Here is an 18,366-nt window from a genome sequence, read left to right as displayed (position 1 = left end):
CGGCGCGTCACGCTCCGCCTTCTTCGCCGCCTCACGCATTTCGATTCCGTCGGTGATCAGATCACCGATTTCACGAGTGACGTCGCGGACGGCTCCGGCGATGATCACCACGATCCGGCCGACGTGAGTCGCGGCCGATTCGGTGAACTCCTGCACGGTGTCCTTGTTGCGCTCGAACTTTCCTACCAACAGGACCGCCCCCTTCGAAGTCGTCACGCTGCGCTGGTCTTCTTACGCTCGACGATAACACCGGCCGGAGCCGCCGATCCCGTGAGCGAGTTGGGCAGGGCGAGCTTGAAGATCTTGCCCCACACGGTGCCGATCTGGTGGAAGAAGCCACCGGTGTTGTACGGCAGGTCGTACTTCTCGCACAGGGCCTTGACCTCCGGCGCGATCTGCGGGTAGCGGTGCGCGGGCAGATCGGGGAACAGGTGGTGCTCGATCTGGTGCGAGAGGTTGCCCGACATGATGTGGAACAGCGGAGTTCCCTCGATGTTGGCCGATCCCAGCATCTGCCGCACGTACCATTCGCCGCGGCTCTCCTCGGCGGTCTCTTCCTTGCTGAAGGTCTGGACTCCGGTCGGGAAGTGGCCGCAGAAGATGATCGAGTAGGTCCACACGTTGCGGATGAGGTTGGCGGCGACGTTGCCGACCACGGTGGACGCGAAGAACGGCCCAGTCAGCGCGGGGAAGATCACGTAGTCCTTGAGCGCCTGCTTGCCCGCCTTGCGCCACATGCCCTGCAGCAGCGGCTTGACGTCGTGCCACTTGCGCTTGCCCGCGACGATGTTCTCCGTCTCGAGGTCGTGCAGCATGACGCCCCACTCGAAGAACGTCATCAGCAGGAATGCGTACACCGGGTTGCCGAGGTAGTACGGATTCCACTTCTGGTCCTGGTCCATCCGCAGGATGCCGTAACCGATGTCGCGGTCCATGCCGACGATGTTGGTGAACGTGTGGTGCATGTAGTTGTGCGAGTGCTTCCACTGGTCTGCCGGACAGACGGTGTCCCACTCGAACACCTCGGAGTTGAGGCCGGGCTCACGCATCCAGTCGTACTGGCCGTGCATGACGTTGTGGCCGATCTCCATGTTGTCGAGAATCTTCGCCACTCCGAGGGCACCGACGCCTGCGAGCCATGCAGGCGGAAGGAAGGGCAGGTACATCAACGCGCGTCCGGCGACCTCGAGGCCGCGCTGCGCCTTGATGATCTTGTAGATGTATTCGCGGTCCTCGTCACCGAGCTTGGCGACGGTGCGGGCGCGCAGGTCGTCGAGTTCGCGGCCGAGCTCCTCCACCTGTTCGTAGGTCAGCACGGTCGGCTGGTCCAGCAGGGTCTCGTCACGGCGGAAGGGCAGGACGGTGGTGGGCAGGATCGAGAGAATCGTTCCGAGCATCTGATGATCTCCAATTCGATCGGGTCGAGATGGGTCTTGGGGTTGTCGCTGTTCGAGGTGGATCTAGATGTCGATGTCGACGTCGCCCACGGCGACGGACACGCACAGCTGGATCTTCTTGTCCGATTCGGTGTCGGTCTCACCGGTCTTGATGTTCTTGGTGCAGCCGGACTTCTTCACCGAGGTACAGGTGAAGCAGATGCCCATCCGGCAGCCGTTGGCCGGTGAGAGTCCCGCTGCTTCGGCCTGTTCGAGCAGCGTTTCGCCGTCGTTCTCCGAGGACACGTCGCTGCCGGAGAACGTGGTGGTGCCGGTGACGTCGTCGCTGACGGTGGCGAACGAGGGCGTGAACTCCTCGAGGTGCAGCCGCTCGCTGAGACCTGCGTCGTCGAAGTACGACGTCACGCTCTTCATCAGTCCGGGAGGTCCACACAGGAAGGTGTCGGCCTCGGCGAACCACGGGGCCACCGCATCGAGATGTTCCTGGCCGAAGAACCCGTGCAGGTCGCCGCCGGTCTTCTGCTCGGTGTACGCGAAGACGATGTTCACGTTCTCGTGCTGGGCGGCGATCTTCTCGAGGTCCTTCTTGTACGCGACGTCGTTTTCGGTGAACGCGTAGTGCAGGAAGGTCAGGTCGCTGCTGTACCCCTCGTCCAGCAGCGACCTGAGCATGGACAGCACCGGCGTGATACCGCTGCCACCGCTGATCAGCAACGTCTTTGCCGGGCGTGGTTGGGGAAGCTCGAACGTGCCGTCCGCCTGCGACAGGCTGACCACCAGGCCGACGTACGCGTTCTTGTGCAGGTACTGCGACACCAGACCCTCGGGATGCGCCTTGATCGTCAGTTCGATCCGGCCGTCCTTGCGGTACTGCGAGCACGCGGGCGAGTAGCAGCGGGTGTGGCGTACTCCGTCGATGACGACTCCGACCTGAACGAACTGGCCGGCCTTGAAACCCTTCCACTGACGCGTGGGACGGATGGTGAGCGTCAACGAGTCTTCGGTGGACCGGTGTATCTCGGTCACTTCGCCGCGAAGGTCACGAACGGTCGTCATCGGGTCGACGAGTTCGAGGTAACGATCGAGCGCGTGGGGCGTGGCCATGGCCTCGAACAGGGAAAGAAGCGAGAACTTGCGCGAACCCGAGGCCCGCGACGGACGTTCTTGAAGCGTCATTCCATCCTCCCTTACCGGATCGAAACCTACGACCCATTCAGTGAACGATTGTGCACTAACATGAGTGTGGCAGAGCGACACCGGTACCTGTCAACGTTTATGTGACCGCCGTTACAGAGCGAATCGACAGTTCTGTGGGTGCCGGGGAGGAACCGGAAGGGAGATCACAGAATGCGCGCCCATAAACTGGACGTTGTGACAGAACCGGGGACCCGCGCCGAGCGCAAGGAGCGCACGCGGCAAGCACTGATCGAGGGCACCCTGGACCTGCTCCGCGAGCGTTCTTTCGCCAGCGTCAGCCTCCGTGAGGTCGCTCGATCCGCCGGCATCGTCCCCACCGCGTTCTATCGACACTTCGCCTCCATGGAGGACCTCGGCGTCGCTCTCGTCGAGGACAGCATGCGGATGCTGCGACAGATGCTGCGCGACGCCCGACGCAACCCCAGCACCAAGACGGCGACCGAGTCCTTCGGCATCCTGGTTCGCCAGGTTCGCTCCCACGAGGATCAATTCCGCTTTCTCAGTCGCGAACGGTACGGCGGCGTGACCGGAGTGCGCCGCGCCTTCGCCACCGAACTACGACTGTTCGTCAGCGAGCTGACCATCGACCTGTCCCGCATGCCCGGTCTGGAGCGGTGGGACGTCGCCGATCTGGAGATGACCGCAGACCTGCTCGTCTCGACGATGCTCACTGCGGTGGTCGGCCTGTTGGAAATCGACAGACCGGGTAGTCAGAACGAGAAGGATCTCATCGAGCGGACCGAGAAGCAGATCCGCATGATCATGCTCGGGATGAGCCGATGGGAACCACGACGGGCTTGACCGTTCGAGAACGAGACGGCCGCGAAGGGATGTTCATGACCGAGTTAAGTGTCGGCGAGTACGTGTTCGAGGTCGAGATGTCGGGACCACCGGACGGTGTTCCGGTGGTTGCGCTGCACGGCTTTCCGCAGACCAACGCGTCGTGGACCGCGGTGACGCCCGGCCTGGTCGGCGCAGGTTGTCGCGTGATCGCCCCGAACCAGCGGGGCTACTCCCCCGGTGCCCGTCCGGTCGGCGTCGAGCACTACCGCATCGAACATCTCACCGGCGACATTCTCGGATTGCTCGACACGCTCGAGCTGCCGTCGGCGCATCTGGTCGGACACGACTGGGGTGCGGTGGTCGCGTGGCATCTCGCAGCCGAACATCCGGACCGCGTCCGCACTCTCACAGCGGCGTCGGTCCCGCATTCGGCCGCGTTCAACTGGGCCATCCGCGAGGATCCGGATCAGCAGGAGCGGTCCACGTACTTCGGGCTGCTCCGAAAACCGGAGAAAGCCGAGCGAGTTCTGGTCGAGAACGACGCCCAGCGGCTGCGCGCGATGTTCGGTGCGGACAGCCTCGACGACGAATACGTTCGGCATCTCACCGTCCCCGGGGCGCTGACGGCCGCATCGAGCTGGTACGCCGCGATGACCAGGGAGTTCGCAAACCTTCCTCCGGTAACCGTGCCCACCACCTACGTCTGGAGCAACGGCGACACCGCCATCGGTCGAGCGGGAGCGGAGCGCTGCGGCGAATTCGTCGATGCGCCGTACAGATTCGTCGAATTGGACGGAATCTCGCACTGGATCCCGGAAGAAGCGCCCGAAAAACTGACGGCCGAGATCCTGGCCCGTATCGACTCCGCCTAGACCCGTTCGGGAGCCCGCACCTTCAGCAGCGCCAGCAGTCCGGCAGCGAGGACGATGATCAGCCCGGCGATACCCGCGCGGTCGGCGTCGAACATCCACACGAACAGACCGAACAGGGACGGTGCGAGGAACGAGGCGGCGCGTCCCGTCGTAGCGAACAGTCCGAAGAACTGACCTTCGCGTCCCGGTGGAGCCAGCCGGGCCAGGAAGGTGCGGGCGGACGACTGCGCCGGCCCGACGAACAGACACAGGATGAGCCCGAAGATCCAGAACATCGTCGGTCCCGAGACGAACAGCAGAATCGTCCCGGCGGCGATCATGCAGGTGAGCGAGAAGACGATCACTTTCTTCGGGCCGATTCTGTCGTCGAACCGTCCGGCCACGATCGCTCCGAGCCCGGCTATGACATTGGCAGCGACACCGAACAGCAGGACGTCGCCCGCTCCGATGCCGTAGACGCTGACGGCCAGTACGGCTCCGAAGGTGAAGACCCCCGCCAATCCGTCCCGGAACAGTGCACTGGCTATCAGGTAGTAGACCGCGCGACGGTCCACGCTCCACAGCTCCCGGACATCGCGAACCAGCACACGGTACGAGGCCGCGAACCCGGCTTCAGCGGCCTTGGGATCGGCGACGGCGCGGGGTACCTCGGGAACGGCGAACAGCACCGGGATGGCCGAGACGGCGAACCATACTGCAGCGAGCAGAGCGACGAGTCGAATGTTCAGTCCGCCGTCGGTGCTCAGCCCCAGAACTCCGCGGGTGTCGCCGTCGCCGGCAATGAAGCCGACGTAGCACAGGAGCAGCAGTACGATTCCGCCGAAATAGCCCATCGACCAACCGAACCCGGAGACTCGGCCGATGTTCGCCGGAGTGGAGACCTGCCGCAGCATCGAGTTGTACGGGATGCTGGCCAGCTCGAACATGATGGATCCGAGACCGAGCAGCAACAGGCCGAGCCACAGATAGTGGTAGTCGTCTCGGACGAAGAACAGGCCCGCCATGGCGACGACCGTCAGCGCGGTCAAGACCCCCAGCAGCCACTTACGTTTGCCGCGCGCGTCGAAGTACTGCCCGCAGACCGGCGCGAGGAGTGCGATGACAACGCTGGATACGGCAATCGACCAGCTGAACCAGGTGGTGGCCGAGATGGAACCGGGCAGATCGTCGCCGACGGCGTCGGTGAGATACACCGAGAACACGAACGTGAGAATGACGGCGTTGAACGCGGCCGAGCCCCAGTCCCAGAACCCCCAGGCGGTGACCTGCTTACGCGTTGTGGCGACTCCGACGACAGCGGCCTCCGGCTGGGTTCCCATGGTTGCCAACACTAGACCGCGGCATCCGAATTCATCGGTGCACCTAGTTGCATAGTCACCGTGTTGCATACATACTCTCGGGTGTGGCTTTGGAACACGCGATTCTGGTTTCCCTCACCGAGCTCAGCGGCTCGGGGTACGAGCTCGCCCGCCGCTTCGACAAGTCGATCGGATTCTTCTGGAGCGCAACGCATCAGCAGATCTACCGGACGCTGACGCGGATGGACGCGGCTGGATGGATCACCGGAGAAGCAGTCGCGCAGGACGGCCGGCCGGACAAGAAGGTCTACTCCGTCAGCGCTGCGGGTCGCGCGGAGCTCGATCGCTGGATCGCCGCTCCGACCGATCCTTCGCAGCTACGCGAGGAACTCGCCGTCAAGATCCGCGGGGCCGCCAACGGTGACATCGATGCTCTCAAGATCGAAGTCGCCCGCCATCGCGATGTTCATGCCACCCGCCTCGACGTCTACCGACTGATCGAGAAGCAGGACTTTCCGGCCCCCGCTGCCCTCACCGGCACCGCGTTGCATCAATACCTGGTGCTGCGCGGCGGAATTCGCGTCGAAGAAGGATTCACCGAGTGGTGCACCGAGGTATTGGAGAAGCTGTGAAGACCGAGCAGACTGCTGGCCCGTATCCGATTCTGTTGTCTCCGTTGGATGTCGGCGCAACCACGCTGAAGAACCGCGTGATCATGGGATCGATTCACACCGGCCTCGAAGATCGCGCCCGCGACACCGGCCGCCTGGCGGCCTATTTCGCCGAGCGTGCCCGCGGCGGAGTCGCGCTGATCATCACCGGGGGCTATGCGCCCAATCGCACCGGTTGGCTGTTGCCGTTCGGAGCCAAGCTGACCAATCGCATCGAAGCCCGTCGGCATCGCCGGATCACTGCTGCCGTCCATGACGAAGGCGGCAAGATCGCCTTGCAGATCCTGCATGCCGGGCGCTATTCCTACCAGCCGCTGAGCGTGTCGGCGTCGTCGATCAAGGCTCCCATCAATCCTTTTCGGCCGCGGCGACTGACATCGAGGGGCGTCCGCTGGCAGATCCGTAACTACGTACGCTGCGCCCGGCTCGCACAGAGCGCCGGCTACGACGGCGTCGAGATCATGGGCGGAGAGGGTTACTTCATCAACCAGTTCCTCTCCGAGCGCACCAACAAGCGACGCGACGAGTGGGGCGGTTCGGCGAAGAACCGTCGGCGGATGGCCGTGGAGATCGTGCGGCAGACGCGGGCAGCCGTCGGCCCCGACTTCATCGTCGTGTTCCGGCTGTCGATGGCGGATCTGGTCGAACAAGGCCAGAGCTGGAACGACATCGTCGCGCTGGCCGAGGACGTCGAAGCTGCGGGTGCAAACATCATCAACACCGACATCGGCTGGCACGAGTCGCGGGTGCCGACCATCGTCACCTCGGTTCCGCGCGCCGCATTCGCGGACATCACCGGCAAGCTCGAAAAACACGTGTCCATCCCGGTCGCCGCGTCCAATCGCATCAACATGCCCGAGATCGCCGAGAACATTCTGGCTCGCGGCGATGCGCAGCTGATCGCGATGGCCAGGCCGATGCTGGCCGATCCGTTCTGGGTCGAGAAAGCCGCCACCGACTCCGCCGACCGGATCAACACGTGCATCGCCTGCAACCAGGCCTGCCTGGACCACGCCTTCGTCCACAAGAAGGTCTCGTGCCTGGTCAACCCGCGTGCCGGACGCGAGATCGACCTGCAACTGCTGCCGACGAAGAAGACCAAGAAGGTGGCGGTCGTCGGAGCCGGGCCCGCAGGCCTGGCCGCCGCGCTCAATCTCGCGCAACGCGGACACGCCGTCAGCCTCTTCGAGGCCAGAGACGAGATCGGCGGACAGTTCGGAATCGCACGACTCATCCCAGGCAAGGAGGAGTTCGCCGAAACGATCCGGTACTTCTCCAGTGCACTTCGCAGCGCAGACGTCGCCGTTCACCTCGACACCCGAGTCACCGCGGCCGAACTCGTCGCAGGCGAGTTCGACGAGGTGGTGCTCGCCACCGGCGTCACCCCCCGGATTCCCCGCATCCCCGGCATCGAGCACCCCTCGGTGCTGTCGTACGCAGAACTGGTGCGCGACGGCAAGCCCGTCGGCGATCGGGTCGCGGTCATCGGTGCAGGCGGTATCGGCATCGATATCTCCGAGTTCCTCACCACCGACGCCTCCCCCACCTTGGATCTGAAGGAATGGAAGCAGGAGTGGGGCGTCACCGAGCCCGAGGCCGCGCCGGGGGCGTTGACTACTCCGGTACCCGCACCGTCTCCGCGTGAGGTGTATCTGCTGCAACGCAAGCCGGGACGCATCGGCGCCGGGCTGGCGAAGACGACCGGCTGGGTTCATCGAGCTGCATTGAAAGCCAAAGGCGTGCAACAGCTTTCCGGTGTCAACTACGAGAAGATCGACGACGCGGGGCTGCACATCTCCTTCGGGGACAAGCACGAGCGTCCCCGCGTTCTCGAGGTGGACACCATCGTGATCTGCGCCGGCCAGGAATCGGTACGCGACTTGGTCGACGAGCTGAAGGCAGCGGGCACCACCACGCACATCATCGGCGGTGCGGACGTCGCTGCGGAGCTCGACGCCAAGCGGGCCATCGAGCAAGGCACCCGGCTCGCGGCCACGATCTGATCTGTCCGCTAGCCTGTCTCACCGTGAGCCTGCCGAAGCCCAGCCCAGATGCCCGCGCCGTCGTCACCGGAGCCTCCTCCGGAATCGGTGAAGCCCTGGCCACCGAACTCGCCGCCCGTGGTCATTCACTGATCGTGGTGGCTCGACGCGGCGAGTTGCTCGAGGCGTTGGCCGCAAAGCTCACGGCCGAGTACGGCGTCACCGTCGAGGTGCGTCAGTCGGATCTGTCGAACCGTGAGCAGCGACAGGAACTGGTGACCGAGCTGTCCGAGCGCGAGATCTCGATCCTGTGCAACAACGCAGGGATCGCAACGTTCGGGCCGTTGTCCGGTCTCGATCCCGCGTACGAGCGCGACCAGGTCGAGCTCAATGCCGTTGCGGTGCACGACCTCACACTGGCGGTCATGCCCGGCATGATCGGTCGTGGAGCGGGCGGCATCCTGATCACCGGTTCGGCGGCAGGCAACATGGCCATCCCCAACAACGCGACGTACGCCGCGACCAAGGCCTTCGTGAACACGTTCTCGGAATCGCTGCGCGGTGAGCTCGCGGGTACCGGAGTCAATGTCACCCTCCTCGCTCCCGGCCCGGTCCGCACCGAGACACCGGACCCGGCCGAGGCCTCGATCGTCGACAAGATGGTTCCCGATTTCCTGTGGATCGACAGCGCCTACACCGCGAAGGTGTCTCTCGAGGGCCTCGAGAAGAACAAGATGCGCGTCGTACCGGGTCTGCTGAGCAAGGGCATGTCGGCGGCCGGCCAGTACAGCCCGCGCAGCATCTCCGCACCGATCATCGGCAGCTTCTACAAGAAGCTCGGCAACTGATACCCGAATTTCGGTCGTTCCGCGGGCTCCACTCCCGACCGAGCAAGCTCAGCGTCGGCGGCGACGTCCGGTTCCGAAGATGCTGCGCGAGATCTCCCGCCCGGCGGCCGAGGCGGCCGATCGAAGGAAGCTCTTGACGGCAGGGTTGCCCATGATCCGCTCTGCGGCCGACGGCCCATCCGGCTCGCTCGGCGGTTGATCCGGCAGATCCGCAGGCAGGGGCGGTATGTCGAACTTCTCGGCCGGGGCCGGTACGTTCGCCACCCGCGCGTTCATCCGCTCGTAGGCCGACTCGCGATCGATCGTTTCTCGGTATTTCGAGGACAGGGTGCTCGAGGATGCGGCCGCCGCGATGGCGTCGTTGCCGATGGTGTCCATCAGGGAGCGGGGCGGCCGAATCTTGGTCCACGCCACGGGAGTCGGTGCACCCTTTTCCGAGAGCACAGTCACGATCGCTTCGCCGGTACCCAACGAGGTCAGCGCCTTTTCCAGGTCGTAGGCGTCGGTCTTGGGGTACGTGCGGACCGTCTTGTTCAAGGCCTTCTGATCGTCGGGCGTGAAGGCGCGCAGGGCGTGCTGAATCCGCGCCCCCAATTGCGAGAGAACATCGTTGGGGACGTCGGTGGGCAGCTGCGTGCAGAAGAAGACACCGACACCCTTGGAGCGGATGAGCTTGACGGTCTGCTCCACCTGCTGCAGAAACGCCTTCGAGGCGTCGGCGAACAGCAGGTGTGCCTCGTCGAAGATGAAGACCAGCTTGGGCTTGTCCACGTCACCCACCTCGGGCAGCGTCTGGAACAGATCGGCCAGCACCCACATCAGGAACGTGGAGAACATCACCGGCCGCGAAGCCTGCGCCCCGAGCTCGAACAAGGTGATCACGCCTCTGCCGTCCGGCCCGACGCGCAGCAGGTCCTCGGTCTCGAGCTCGGGCTCGCCGAAGAAGGTGTCGCCGCCGTCCGCTTCGAGGTTGACCAACGCGCGCAGAATCACTCCTGCGGTGGCCGAGGAGACGCCGCCGATGCCCTTCAGGTCGGCTTTGCCCTCGTCGCTGGTCAGGTGCATGATCACCGACCGCAGGTCTTTGAGATCGAGCAGGGCGAGTCCCTGCGAATCGGCCCAGTGGAAGATCAAGCCGAGAGTGGATTCCTGAGTGTTGTTCAGCCCCAACACCTTGCTGAGCAGAATCGGGCCGAACGCAGTGATGGTGGCGCGCACCGGGACGCCGATTCCGTCGGTGCCCAGGGAGAGAAACTCGACCGGATGGCCGGAGGGAGCCCAGTCCGGAATACCGGTGTCCGCTGCTCGGCTGCGGATCTTTTCGTTGCCTGCTCCCGGCTGCGACAGGCCGGACAAGTCACCTTTGACGTCGGCCATGACCACGGGAACGCCTGCGGCGCAGAGCTGTTCGGCAATGCCCTGCAGCGTCTTCGTCTTTCCGGTTCCGGTGGCCCCGGCCACGAGGCCATGTCTGTTCAATGTGGCCAACGGAATTCGGATACGAGCGGACGGATCGGTGACGCCGTCGAGCACCACGGTTCCCAATTCCAACGCGGCCCCCTCCGACGCGTATCCGGCGGCGATCTCGGCGGCCTTGCCCGTCGATGCCTGCGGCTGCCCCTGTTCCGCGGCCAACGCTTCGGCTTCGGCGGCGTCCGCTGCGGCCAGAGCTTCGGCGGCGACCCGTGCCGCTTCGACGGCGGCGGCCTTGGCAGCCTTCGCCTTCTCTGCCGGGCTGAGCGTGGGTGCCGGCTGCGTCGGGTCGACTGTCATGTCCGCGTCCTCCATGAACGTGTGCTGATGCTGAACTGGCTCGATCGCCACCGCAAACCCTAGTGGCACAGCGGCTCGCACTAGTGTGGTGCGAGTGCAGGACAAACTTGTGTGGATCGATTGTGAAATGACCGGCTTGGACCTGAGCAAGGACAAGCTGATCGAAATTGCGGCGCTGGTGACCGACAGCGAGCTCAACATCCTCGGGGAGGGTGTCGACATCGTCATCCATGCCGACGACGACGCGTTGGCGAACATGCCTGCCGTCGTCACCGACATGCATGCCAAATCGGGCTTGACCGACGAGGTGCGCGCGTCGACGGTGACGCTGGAGGAAGCCGAGCAGCGCGTCCTGGCGTACATCAAGGAGCATGTCCCGGTAGCCGGAACGGTTCCCCTCGCGGGAAACTCCATCGGCACCGATCGCGGCTTCATCTCTCGCGACATGACCGCGCTCGACACCTACCTCCACTACCGCATGATCGACGTCAGCTCGATCAAGGAACTCGCCCGCCGCTGGTACCCGCGTATCTACTACGGACAGCCGCCCAAGGGCCTTGCGCACCGCGCTCTCGCGGACATCAAGGAGTCGATCAAGGAGCTGCAGTACTACCGCCGGACTGCCTTCGTAGCGCAGCCGGGGCCCTCCACCAGCGATATTGCAGCTGTCGTTCACGATCTCGACACGCAGTCAGGGGCGGATTAGCAACCCGGGATTCAACCCGCTAGTATTGTCGACGCTGCTGATGGAGAGCCCGAAAAGGTTCTGCGGATGCGTGCAATGGTGGGCGTAGTTCAGCTGGTAGAGCACCAGGTTGTGATCCTGGATGTCGCGGGTTCGAGTCCCGTCGCTCACCCCATACGAACAAGGCCGGTCTCCTCGTGAGGCCGGCCTTTTTCGTGTCTCCATTCCCCGAGCGACGAGCCCCCCGGTCCCGCCGCAACCACGCTGACCTCGAATTACGTTGTTGTAATTCAACTTTCAGGTTTCTTGTGGGGTTAATGTGACGTACGGTTACCAATGGCACTTTTGGGGAAGAAAAGTACCAATGTGATTCATGTGTTTTTTGCTACGTGAGTTCAGCGTGCCCCGAAGCGTCACCGAACATGTTCTTACGTCCTGCGCGCACCTCGGATGGGTGCGCGGAGGACGCAGACGAGGAGGCTTTTCGTGGGTCGCAGAATGCACAGAGTCATAGCGGGTTCGATCTTGTCGGCAGCACTGTGCATCGGCACAACCGGCTTGCTCAGCCCAGCGGTGGCCACCGCTCAACCCACCATCGAACTCCCCCAGATCCCGATACCGCAGCCCGACGCGCAGCAGCGGGCCGCGATTCTCGCGGCTGTCCTGGACGCCACCGGCGTCCTGATCAACCAGGTCGCAGCCATCGTTCTCGACAGCGACGTGCTCTCCGCACCGGACTCACCGGACGCTCCGAGCACGGTGGAAGTACCCGAGATCGAACTCCCGACCGCTCCGCCGACCGTCGGGCTCGGTGGAGCAGTGCTGCCCATCGATGCAGGCGACTACCGCATCACCTCCGGCTACGGCGGGCGCAACAACCCGACCGGCAACGGCGCGCAGTTCCACCAGGGTGTCGACTTCGCTGCGGACAGCGGAACTCCGATCCACGCGGTCACCGGCGGAACCGTCGTTCAGGCCGGAGATGCAGGCGACGGCTACGGCAAGCTCGTGCGGGTCAAGAGTGGCAACACCGAGACCTACTACGGCCACCAGTCCAGCATCGCGGTGTCGGTCGGCGACGAAGTGGCACCGGGCGATGTACTCGGCGCAGTCGGCAGCACCGGAAACTCGACCGGACCGCATCTGCACTTCGAGGTGCGCAACAACGGTTCGAGCGTCGAACCGGTGGCCTACCTGAAGACGCTGGGTATCGATCCCTCGCTCTACCAGACCCGCGACCGAAGCTGATCGGCCGAACTCCGCTTCGATCAGACCGTAGTGGCGTTCCCGGCCTTCCACTCGTCCCACGGGACGTTCCAGTCACCGAGGCCGTCGGTACCCGACAGCGTCCCACCGACGGTGTTCTTCACGACGACGATGTCGCCGCGCTTGGTGTTGTCGTAGACCCACTTCGCGTTGGTGGGGCTCAGGTTCAGGCACCCGTGCGAGGCGTTGGAGTAACCCTGCTGTCCCACCGACCACGGTGCGGAGTGGAAGAAGATGCCGCTGTAGGACATCCGCGTCGCCCAGTCGACCGGGGTGCGGTATCCGCTGGACGAATTCACCGGCACACCGTAGGTCGAGGAATCCATCACGAGATGCTCGAAGCGGTCGCCGATGATGTAGACGCCGTTGTCGGTGGGCGTGCTGTCCTTGCCCATCGATGTCGGCATGGTGATGACGTCCTGACCGTTGACGTTGAACGTCACCTGCTTGGTGTTGTCGTCGGCGGTGGCGATGACCGCATCACCGATCGTGAACGAGGTCGTGGCGTTCTCCTGACCGAAGATGTCGTCACCGAGATCGCGTCCGTACACGTTCACCGCCACGTCGACCTTGGTACCCGGTGCCCAGTAGTTCTGCGGACGCCAGCGAACTTCCTTGTTGTTGACCCAGTAGAACGCGCCCTCGACGGCAGGCGTCGTGGTGACGGTGATGGCGTTCTGTGCGGCCACTTTGTCGGTGATCGGTTCGTCGAACTGAACCGCGACCGGCTGACCGATTCCGACGATGTCGCCGGGGTTCGGCAGAACGTAGGGCTTGGTGAAGTTGCCGGGCTGGCTGGTGGTGAAGCTCGATACCGTGCTCGACGCTCCCCCGAGTCCGTACGCGTCGGCCTGGACGCGGTATTCACGGTCGTAGCCGAGCGGTTCGGTGTTGGTCCACGACAATCCGTCGGGCGAGATCGCGCCCGAGACCGGCTCGCCCTCCGGGTTGAGCATCGTCACCGAGGACAACTTGCCGTCGGCGACCGAGACGGTCACCGGGTCCGCCGGCGAGAATCCGACGGCTCCGTCGAGGACGCTCGAGGTCAGCTTCGGCTTCATCAGCTCGGTCATCGGGTTGGAATCGATCGGCACCGACGGTTCGGAGACGTCCGATGCAGAACTACATCCCGACAGGACTGCCACCGAAGCAACCACTCCCACCGCGGCGAGTACGAATCCGCGATACACCCTCATGAATCACACCACTTCCCACTTCGAGCCCGACCCGGACGATTGTGCCAGCGGAAAATCGGACACTCCACTCGACAGCCCGTTCGATGAGTAACGTTCGAGTACCAATCGCAGACCAGGAAGTTCGTGTTACCTCCCATCCGCCTCTCACCAGCTCCAGGGCGGACATCACCGCTCCTGGCGGGGCACGGTGAGGACAACGTCATATCCGGCTAACTGACGTGTAATGACGGCGCACCCTGGGCCGGGCACTGTGGAATCCATGGTCACCACGGTGAAGACACTCTGCGCGTACTGCGGCGTGGGATGCGGCATGGTGCTCGAGATCGGCGGCCGAACCGCGTCCTCCGATGCGACCCCGACCAGGCCAGTCGTGACCAAATCCGTCGGCGACAAGTCCCACCCGGCCAACTTCGGCCGACTGTGCACCAAAGGGACCACCACCGCGGACATGCTCGCGGGGCCCGGGCGGCTCGAGAAGGCCCAGATTCGCCATCGCCGCGGCGAGCAACCGGAGAGCACGGACACCGCGGTGGCGATCCACGACACCGCTCGGCGGCTGCGCACCATCATCGACGAACACGGGCCCGATGCGCTCGCGTTGTACGTGTCGGGGCAGATGTCGATCGAGGCCCAGTACCTGTCCAACAAACTGGCCAAGGGGTTCATCGGCACCAACCAGATCGAATCCAATTCCCGACTCTGCATGGCGAGCGCAGGAACCGGATACAAGCAATCACTGGGAGCCGACGGCCCGCCCGGGTCGTACCAGGACTTCGACCACGCCGACGTGTTCTTCGTCATCGGCTCCAACATGGCAGACTGTCACCCCATTCTGTTCCTGCGGATGATGGACCGCGTCAAGGCAGGGGCGAAGCTGATCGTCGTCGATCCCCGTCGCACCGCCACAGCGGACAAGGCCCACCTGCATCTGCAACTCGAGCCGGGGTCGGACCTGGCGCTGCTCAACGGTCTGCTGGCGCTCATTGCGGAGAACGGCGACCTCGACACCGAGTTCATCGCGGAGTTCACCGACGGCTGGGACGCGATGCCGGAGTTCCTCGGCGACTACACCCCGGAGAAGGTCTGCGCCGCAACCGGTCTCGACGAGAAGGACCTACGAGCCGCGGCCGCGATGATCGGCGGTGCAGAGAACTGGATGAGCTGCTGGACGATGGGTCTGAACCAGTCGACGCACGGAACGTGGAACACCAATGCGCTGTGCAACCTCCATCTGGCGACCGGTGCCATCTGCAAGACCGGCAGCGGCCCGTTCTCCCTGACCGGGCAACCGAACGCCATGGGTGGTCGGGAAATGGGATACATGGGCCCCGGGCTGCCGGGACAACGAGCGGTGGTCAACGACGCCGACCGCGCATTCGTCGAGGATCGATGGGGCGTTCCGCGCGGAACGCTGCGCACCGACGTCGGCGGCGGAACCATCGAGATGTTCTCCAAGCTCGCTGCCGGGGAGATCAAGGCCTGCTGGATCATCTGCACCAATCCGGTTGCCTCGGTGGCCAACAGAACAACGGTGATCGACGGTCTCGAGCGCGCCGAGTTGGTCATCACTCAGGATGCGTTCGCCGATACCGAAACCAACGACTACGCCGACGTGATGCTGCCCGCCGCGTTGTGGACGGAAGCGCACGGAGTGATGGTCAATTCCGAACGCAATCTCACGCTGTTCCAACCGGCGCTCGAGGCACCGGGCGGTGCACTACCGGACTGGAAGATCATCGCCGACATGGCGTGCGCGCTCGGATATGCAGATGCCTTCACCTATGCGAGCGCCGAGGAGGTGTTCGAGGAGATCAAGCAGTTCTGGAATCCGAACACCGGCTACGACATTCGCGGAGTCACCTACGAACGGTTGCGCGAGAGTCCCATCCAGTGGCCGTGCCCGCCCGACGCGACCACCACCCGGCATCCGATCCGATACCTCAACGACGGAGTCAGCCAACGGCAACGAGTGTCCGACGACGGTTCGATCCCCGCACTGTCCTTCCCCACTCCGAGCGGTCGGGCCCAGTTCTTCGCCAGGCCTGCGATGGCACCCGCGGAGATGCCCGACGACGACTACCCGTTCGTGCTCAACACCGGACGCCTGCCACACCAGTGGCACACCATGACCAAGACCGGCAAGGTAGCCAAGCTGAACAAACTCGATTCCGGCCCGTTCGTCGAGGTACACCCACTCGACGCAGACCGGCTCGGCGTGATCGACGGCGACAGTGTCGAGGTCGCGTCCCGCCGAGGCCGAGCCGTCCTTCCTGCCGTCGTCACCGATCGAGTGCTCCCGGGCAGCTGCTTCGCGCCCTTCCACTGGAACGAAAAATTCGGTGAGTACCTCGCCATCAATGCCGTCACCAACGACGCCATCGATCCGTATTCTCAGCAGCCCGAGTTCAAGGCGTGCGCGGTCACTCTCACCAGAGTTGCTGCAGCCCAATCACCCTCACCCGTGGGCGACGAACCTTCCCACGATCCCGTCGAGGCGCTCGCCACGATCGTCGGTCTCCCTGCGCGTCCTTCTCAGCCGCTGACGACCGTCGAACAGCGTTATATCGCAGGGCTTCTCGAAGGTCTGGGCAGTGAGGCCGGCCGCAGCGCCGCCGGAACGCCCACTCTGCCGTCGCGCACTCCCCTGTCCCCCGAGACCCACGCATGGCTCGACGGCGTTCTCGCGGGCCTGTTCTCGCGTGGACCCGCCACCGGCGGTGCTGGTGCCGATGTACCGGCCGAGACCGCCGATCCGGGGCGACGGCCGGTGCTGTTGCTCTGGGCCTCGCAAACCGGCACCGCCGAGGAGTACGCCCAGGCCTGCCTGTCCCACCTGCGGGGAGCAGGCGTGTCGATCGCCGAGCATTCGATGGATACGTTCACCGTCGATTCCCTGCCCGCCGAGGCCGATGTGCTGATCGTCAGCAGTACCACCGGTGACGGCGAAGCGCCGGACAACGGTGCGACGTTCTGGGACAGTCTCGTCGCCGAGACCACGGCGAAGCTCCCGGAAATCCGTTATGCCGTGCTCGCTTTCGGTGACTCCAGCTACGCGGACTTCTGCGGCCACGGACGCAGGATCGACGAGCGCCTCACCGAGTTGGGTGCCCGGCGACTTCTCGAGCGGGTCGACTGCGAGCCCGACTACGAGAACGAGGCGGCGGCGTGGCTCGATGCGGTGGTCGAGCGGCTTCGACGCGATGACGACACCACCACCGAAGCAGCGGTGGAGTCCACCGCTCGCACCGTTCCGCAAACCCGAACGGAGCCGGAACAGTACAGCAAGAAGTCACCGCTGGTGACGACTCTCGTACGCAATCGGATACTGACCGCACGCGGATCCGTCAAGGACGTCCGCCAATTCGGATTCCATGTACCCGACGGGACTCTCGAGTACGAGGTCGGTGACGCACTCGGAGTGTGGCCGCGCAACAGCGATGCCTACGTCGACGAGTGGCTCGAGGCCACCGGACTGGACCGGGACACCGCTGTCGATCTTGCTGGACACGGTTCGATGTCGCTGCGCACAGCGCTGAGCCGCCACCTCGAAATTGCTCGTGCAACACCGGATCTCCTGAAGTTCGTCCACCGACGGACTGCGGACGACGATCTCGAGTCGATGCTGCACCCCGACAACAAGCATGCGCTGTCCGACTGGATGTGGGGTCGTCAGTCGATCGACGTGCTTGCTGCCCATCCGGTTCGAGCTTCGGTGGACGACTGGTTGGCAGTTCTCAAACCGTTGCAGCCACGGCTGTACTCGATTTCGTCGAGTCCGAAAGAGAACCCCAACGAAGTACAGGTGACCGTCTCGGCGGTGCGGTACAACGTGCACGGAGTTCCCCGGCGCGGCGTGTGCTCGACCTACCTGGCCGACCATGCGTCGAACCACGACGTGGGGATCTTCGTGCAGAAGTCCTCGCATTTCAAACCGCCGGAGGACCCGACAACCCCGATGATCATGGTCGGCCCGGGTACCGGTGTCGCCCCTTTCCGCGCCTTCCTGCACGAGCGTCGCGCGCTCGGGCACACCGGCCACAATTGGCTGTTCTTCGGTGAACAGCACGCCGACACGGACTTCTACTATCGCGACGAACTGACGGCGATGCTCGGCGACGGTTCGCTGAACCGCCTGGACGTCGCATTCTCACGCGATCAGAAGGACAAGGTCTACGTCCAGGATCGGATGCGTGAACACGGGGCCGAGTTGTGGAACTGGATTCACCGCGGTGCCCACTTCTACGTGTGCGGCGACGCGTCCCGAATGGCCAAGGACGTCGACGCCGCGCTGAAGGGCGTGGTGGCGCAACACGGCAAACTCGCGCCGAGCAGTGCCGAGGCCTACGTCAAAGCTCTTGCCGCAGAGAAGCGATACGTCCGCGACGTCTACTGAGTCGG

The 18,366-nt window shown here is 64.3% G+C and carries 14 protein-coding genes and 1 tRNA gene; 9 read left to right on the top strand and 6 right to left on the bottom strand.

The annotated features are described in order from the left end of the window. From CH256_RS16610 to CH256_RS16600, 3 genes are all read right to left on the bottom strand, one after another. Positions 1-189: hypothetical protein (locus tag CH256_RS16610; RefSeq protein WP_094670066.1), on the bottom strand; the 189-nt coding region annotated here is incomplete at its 3' end. 23 nt (positions 190-212) lie between these two features. Next, positions 213-1,397: a fatty acid desaturase family protein gene (locus CH256_RS16605; protein ID WP_179272128.1), complete on the bottom strand. Its 1,185-nt coding sequence runs from the start codon at positions 1,395-1,397 to the stop codon at positions 213-215. Between the two features lie 63 nt (positions 1,398-1,460). Next, the gene (locus CH256_RS16600; RefSeq protein ID WP_094670061.1) at positions 1,461-2,573 is read right to left on the bottom strand and encodes a ferredoxin reductase; all 1,113 of its coding nucleotides are present in this window, start codon (positions 2,571-2,573) and stop codon (positions 1,461-1,463) included. Positions 2,574-2,744: 171 nt separating this feature from the next. On the opposite strand from CH256_RS16600, the gene CH256_RS16595 reads away from it, so the two are divergent. After that, the gene (locus CH256_RS16595; RefSeq protein WP_179272127.1) at positions 2,745-3,395 is read left to right on the top strand and encodes a TetR family transcriptional regulator; all 651 of its coding nucleotides are present in this window, start codon (positions 2,745-2,747) and stop codon (positions 3,393-3,395) included. 29 nt (positions 3,396-3,424) lie between these two features. After that, positions 3,425-4,249, top strand: a complete 825-nt coding sequence (locus tag CH256_RS16590) for an alpha/beta fold hydrolase (RefSeq protein WP_068050019.1) — start codon at positions 3,425-3,427, stop codon at positions 4,247-4,249. Here CH256_RS16590 and CH256_RS16585 read toward each other — a convergent pair. Continuing rightward, positions 4,246-5,568, bottom strand: a complete 1,323-nt coding sequence (locus tag CH256_RS16585) for an MFS transporter (RefSeq protein WP_094670060.1) — start codon at positions 5,566-5,568, stop codon at positions 4,246-4,248. The two genes, CH256_RS16590 and CH256_RS16585, sit on opposite strands and share 4 nt — an antisense overlap. 83 nt (positions 5,569-5,651) lie before the next feature. Between CH256_RS16585 and CH256_RS16580 the strand changes: the two genes are divergently transcribed. The 3 genes from CH256_RS16580 to cmrA are packed head-to-tail and all read left to right on the top strand — an operon-like array spanning position 5,652 to position 9,048. Beyond that, positions 5,652-6,179, top strand: a complete 528-nt coding sequence (locus tag CH256_RS16580; protein ID WP_068050015.1) for a PadR family transcriptional regulator — start codon at positions 5,652-5,654, stop codon at positions 6,177-6,179. Continuing rightward, positions 6,176-8,221 carry an NADPH-dependent 2,4-dienoyl-CoA reductase gene (locus CH256_RS16575; protein WP_094670059.1) on the top strand — a complete coding sequence of 682 codons (2,046 nt, stop codon included), beginning with the start codon at positions 6,176-6,178 and terminating at the stop codon, positions 8,219-8,221. The genes CH256_RS16580 and CH256_RS16575 overlap by 4 nt, the downstream gene beginning before the upstream one ends. 23 nt (positions 8,222-8,244) lie before the next feature. Continuing rightward, positions 8,245-9,048: a mycolate reductase gene (gene cmrA / locus CH256_RS16570; protein WP_068050011.1), complete on the top strand. Its 804-nt coding sequence runs from the start codon at positions 8,245-8,247 to the stop codon at positions 9,046-9,048. Between the two features lie 48 nt (positions 9,049-9,096). Here cmrA and CH256_RS16565 read toward each other — a convergent pair whose 3' ends face one another. Continuing rightward, entirely contained in the window at positions 9,097-10,821 is a 1,725-nt protein-coding gene (locus tag CH256_RS16565; protein ID WP_094670064.1) for a helicase HerA-like domain-containing protein, read from the bottom strand. Between the two features lie 94 nt (positions 10,822-10,915). Here CH256_RS16565 and orn point away from each other — a divergent pair, with 94 nt between their 5' ends. The 3 genes from orn (at position 10,916) to CH256_RS16550 (ending at position 12,754) form a co-directional block, all read left to right on the top strand. Next, the gene (gene orn / locus CH256_RS16560) at positions 10,916-11,527 is read left to right on the top strand and encodes an oligoribonuclease (protein WP_082898768.1); all 612 of its coding nucleotides are present in this window, start codon (positions 10,916-10,918) and stop codon (positions 11,525-11,527) included. Between the two features lie 78 nt (positions 11,528-11,605). Then, a tRNA-His gene (locus CH256_RS16555) sits at positions 11,606-11,681 on the top strand. Positions 11,682-11,992: 311 nt separating this feature from the next. Continuing rightward, positions 11,993-12,754, top strand: coding sequence for a M23 family metallopeptidase (locus tag CH256_RS16550; RefSeq protein WP_068050006.1), 762 nt, complete (start codon positions 11,993-11,995; stop codon positions 12,752-12,754). Between the two features lie 20 nt (positions 12,755-12,774). Here CH256_RS16550 and CH256_RS16545 read toward each other — a convergent pair whose 3' ends face one another. Then, entirely contained in the window at positions 12,775-13,968 is a 1,194-nt protein-coding gene (locus tag CH256_RS16545; RefSeq protein WP_094670058.1) for a L,D-transpeptidase, read from the bottom strand. A gap of 259 nt (positions 13,969-14,227) precedes the next feature. Here CH256_RS16545 and CH256_RS16540 point away from each other — a divergent pair, with 259 nt between their 5' ends. Then, on the top strand, positions 14,228-18,361 hold the full coding sequence (locus CH256_RS16540) for a bifunctional nitrate reductase/sulfite reductase flavoprotein subunit alpha (protein WP_094670063.1): 4,134 nt from the start codon (positions 14,228-14,230) through the stop codon (positions 18,359-18,361). The last annotated feature ends 5 nt before the right edge of the window (positions 18,362-18,366 follow it).

Origin of the sequence: Rhodococcus sp. 05-2254-6 (genome assembly GCF_002258565.1) — a bacterium.
Lineage (GTDB): Bacteria > Actinomycetota > Actinomycetes > Mycobacteriales > Mycobacteriaceae > Rhodococcoides.
This window is presented reverse-complemented; position numbering and strand designations above follow the sequence as displayed.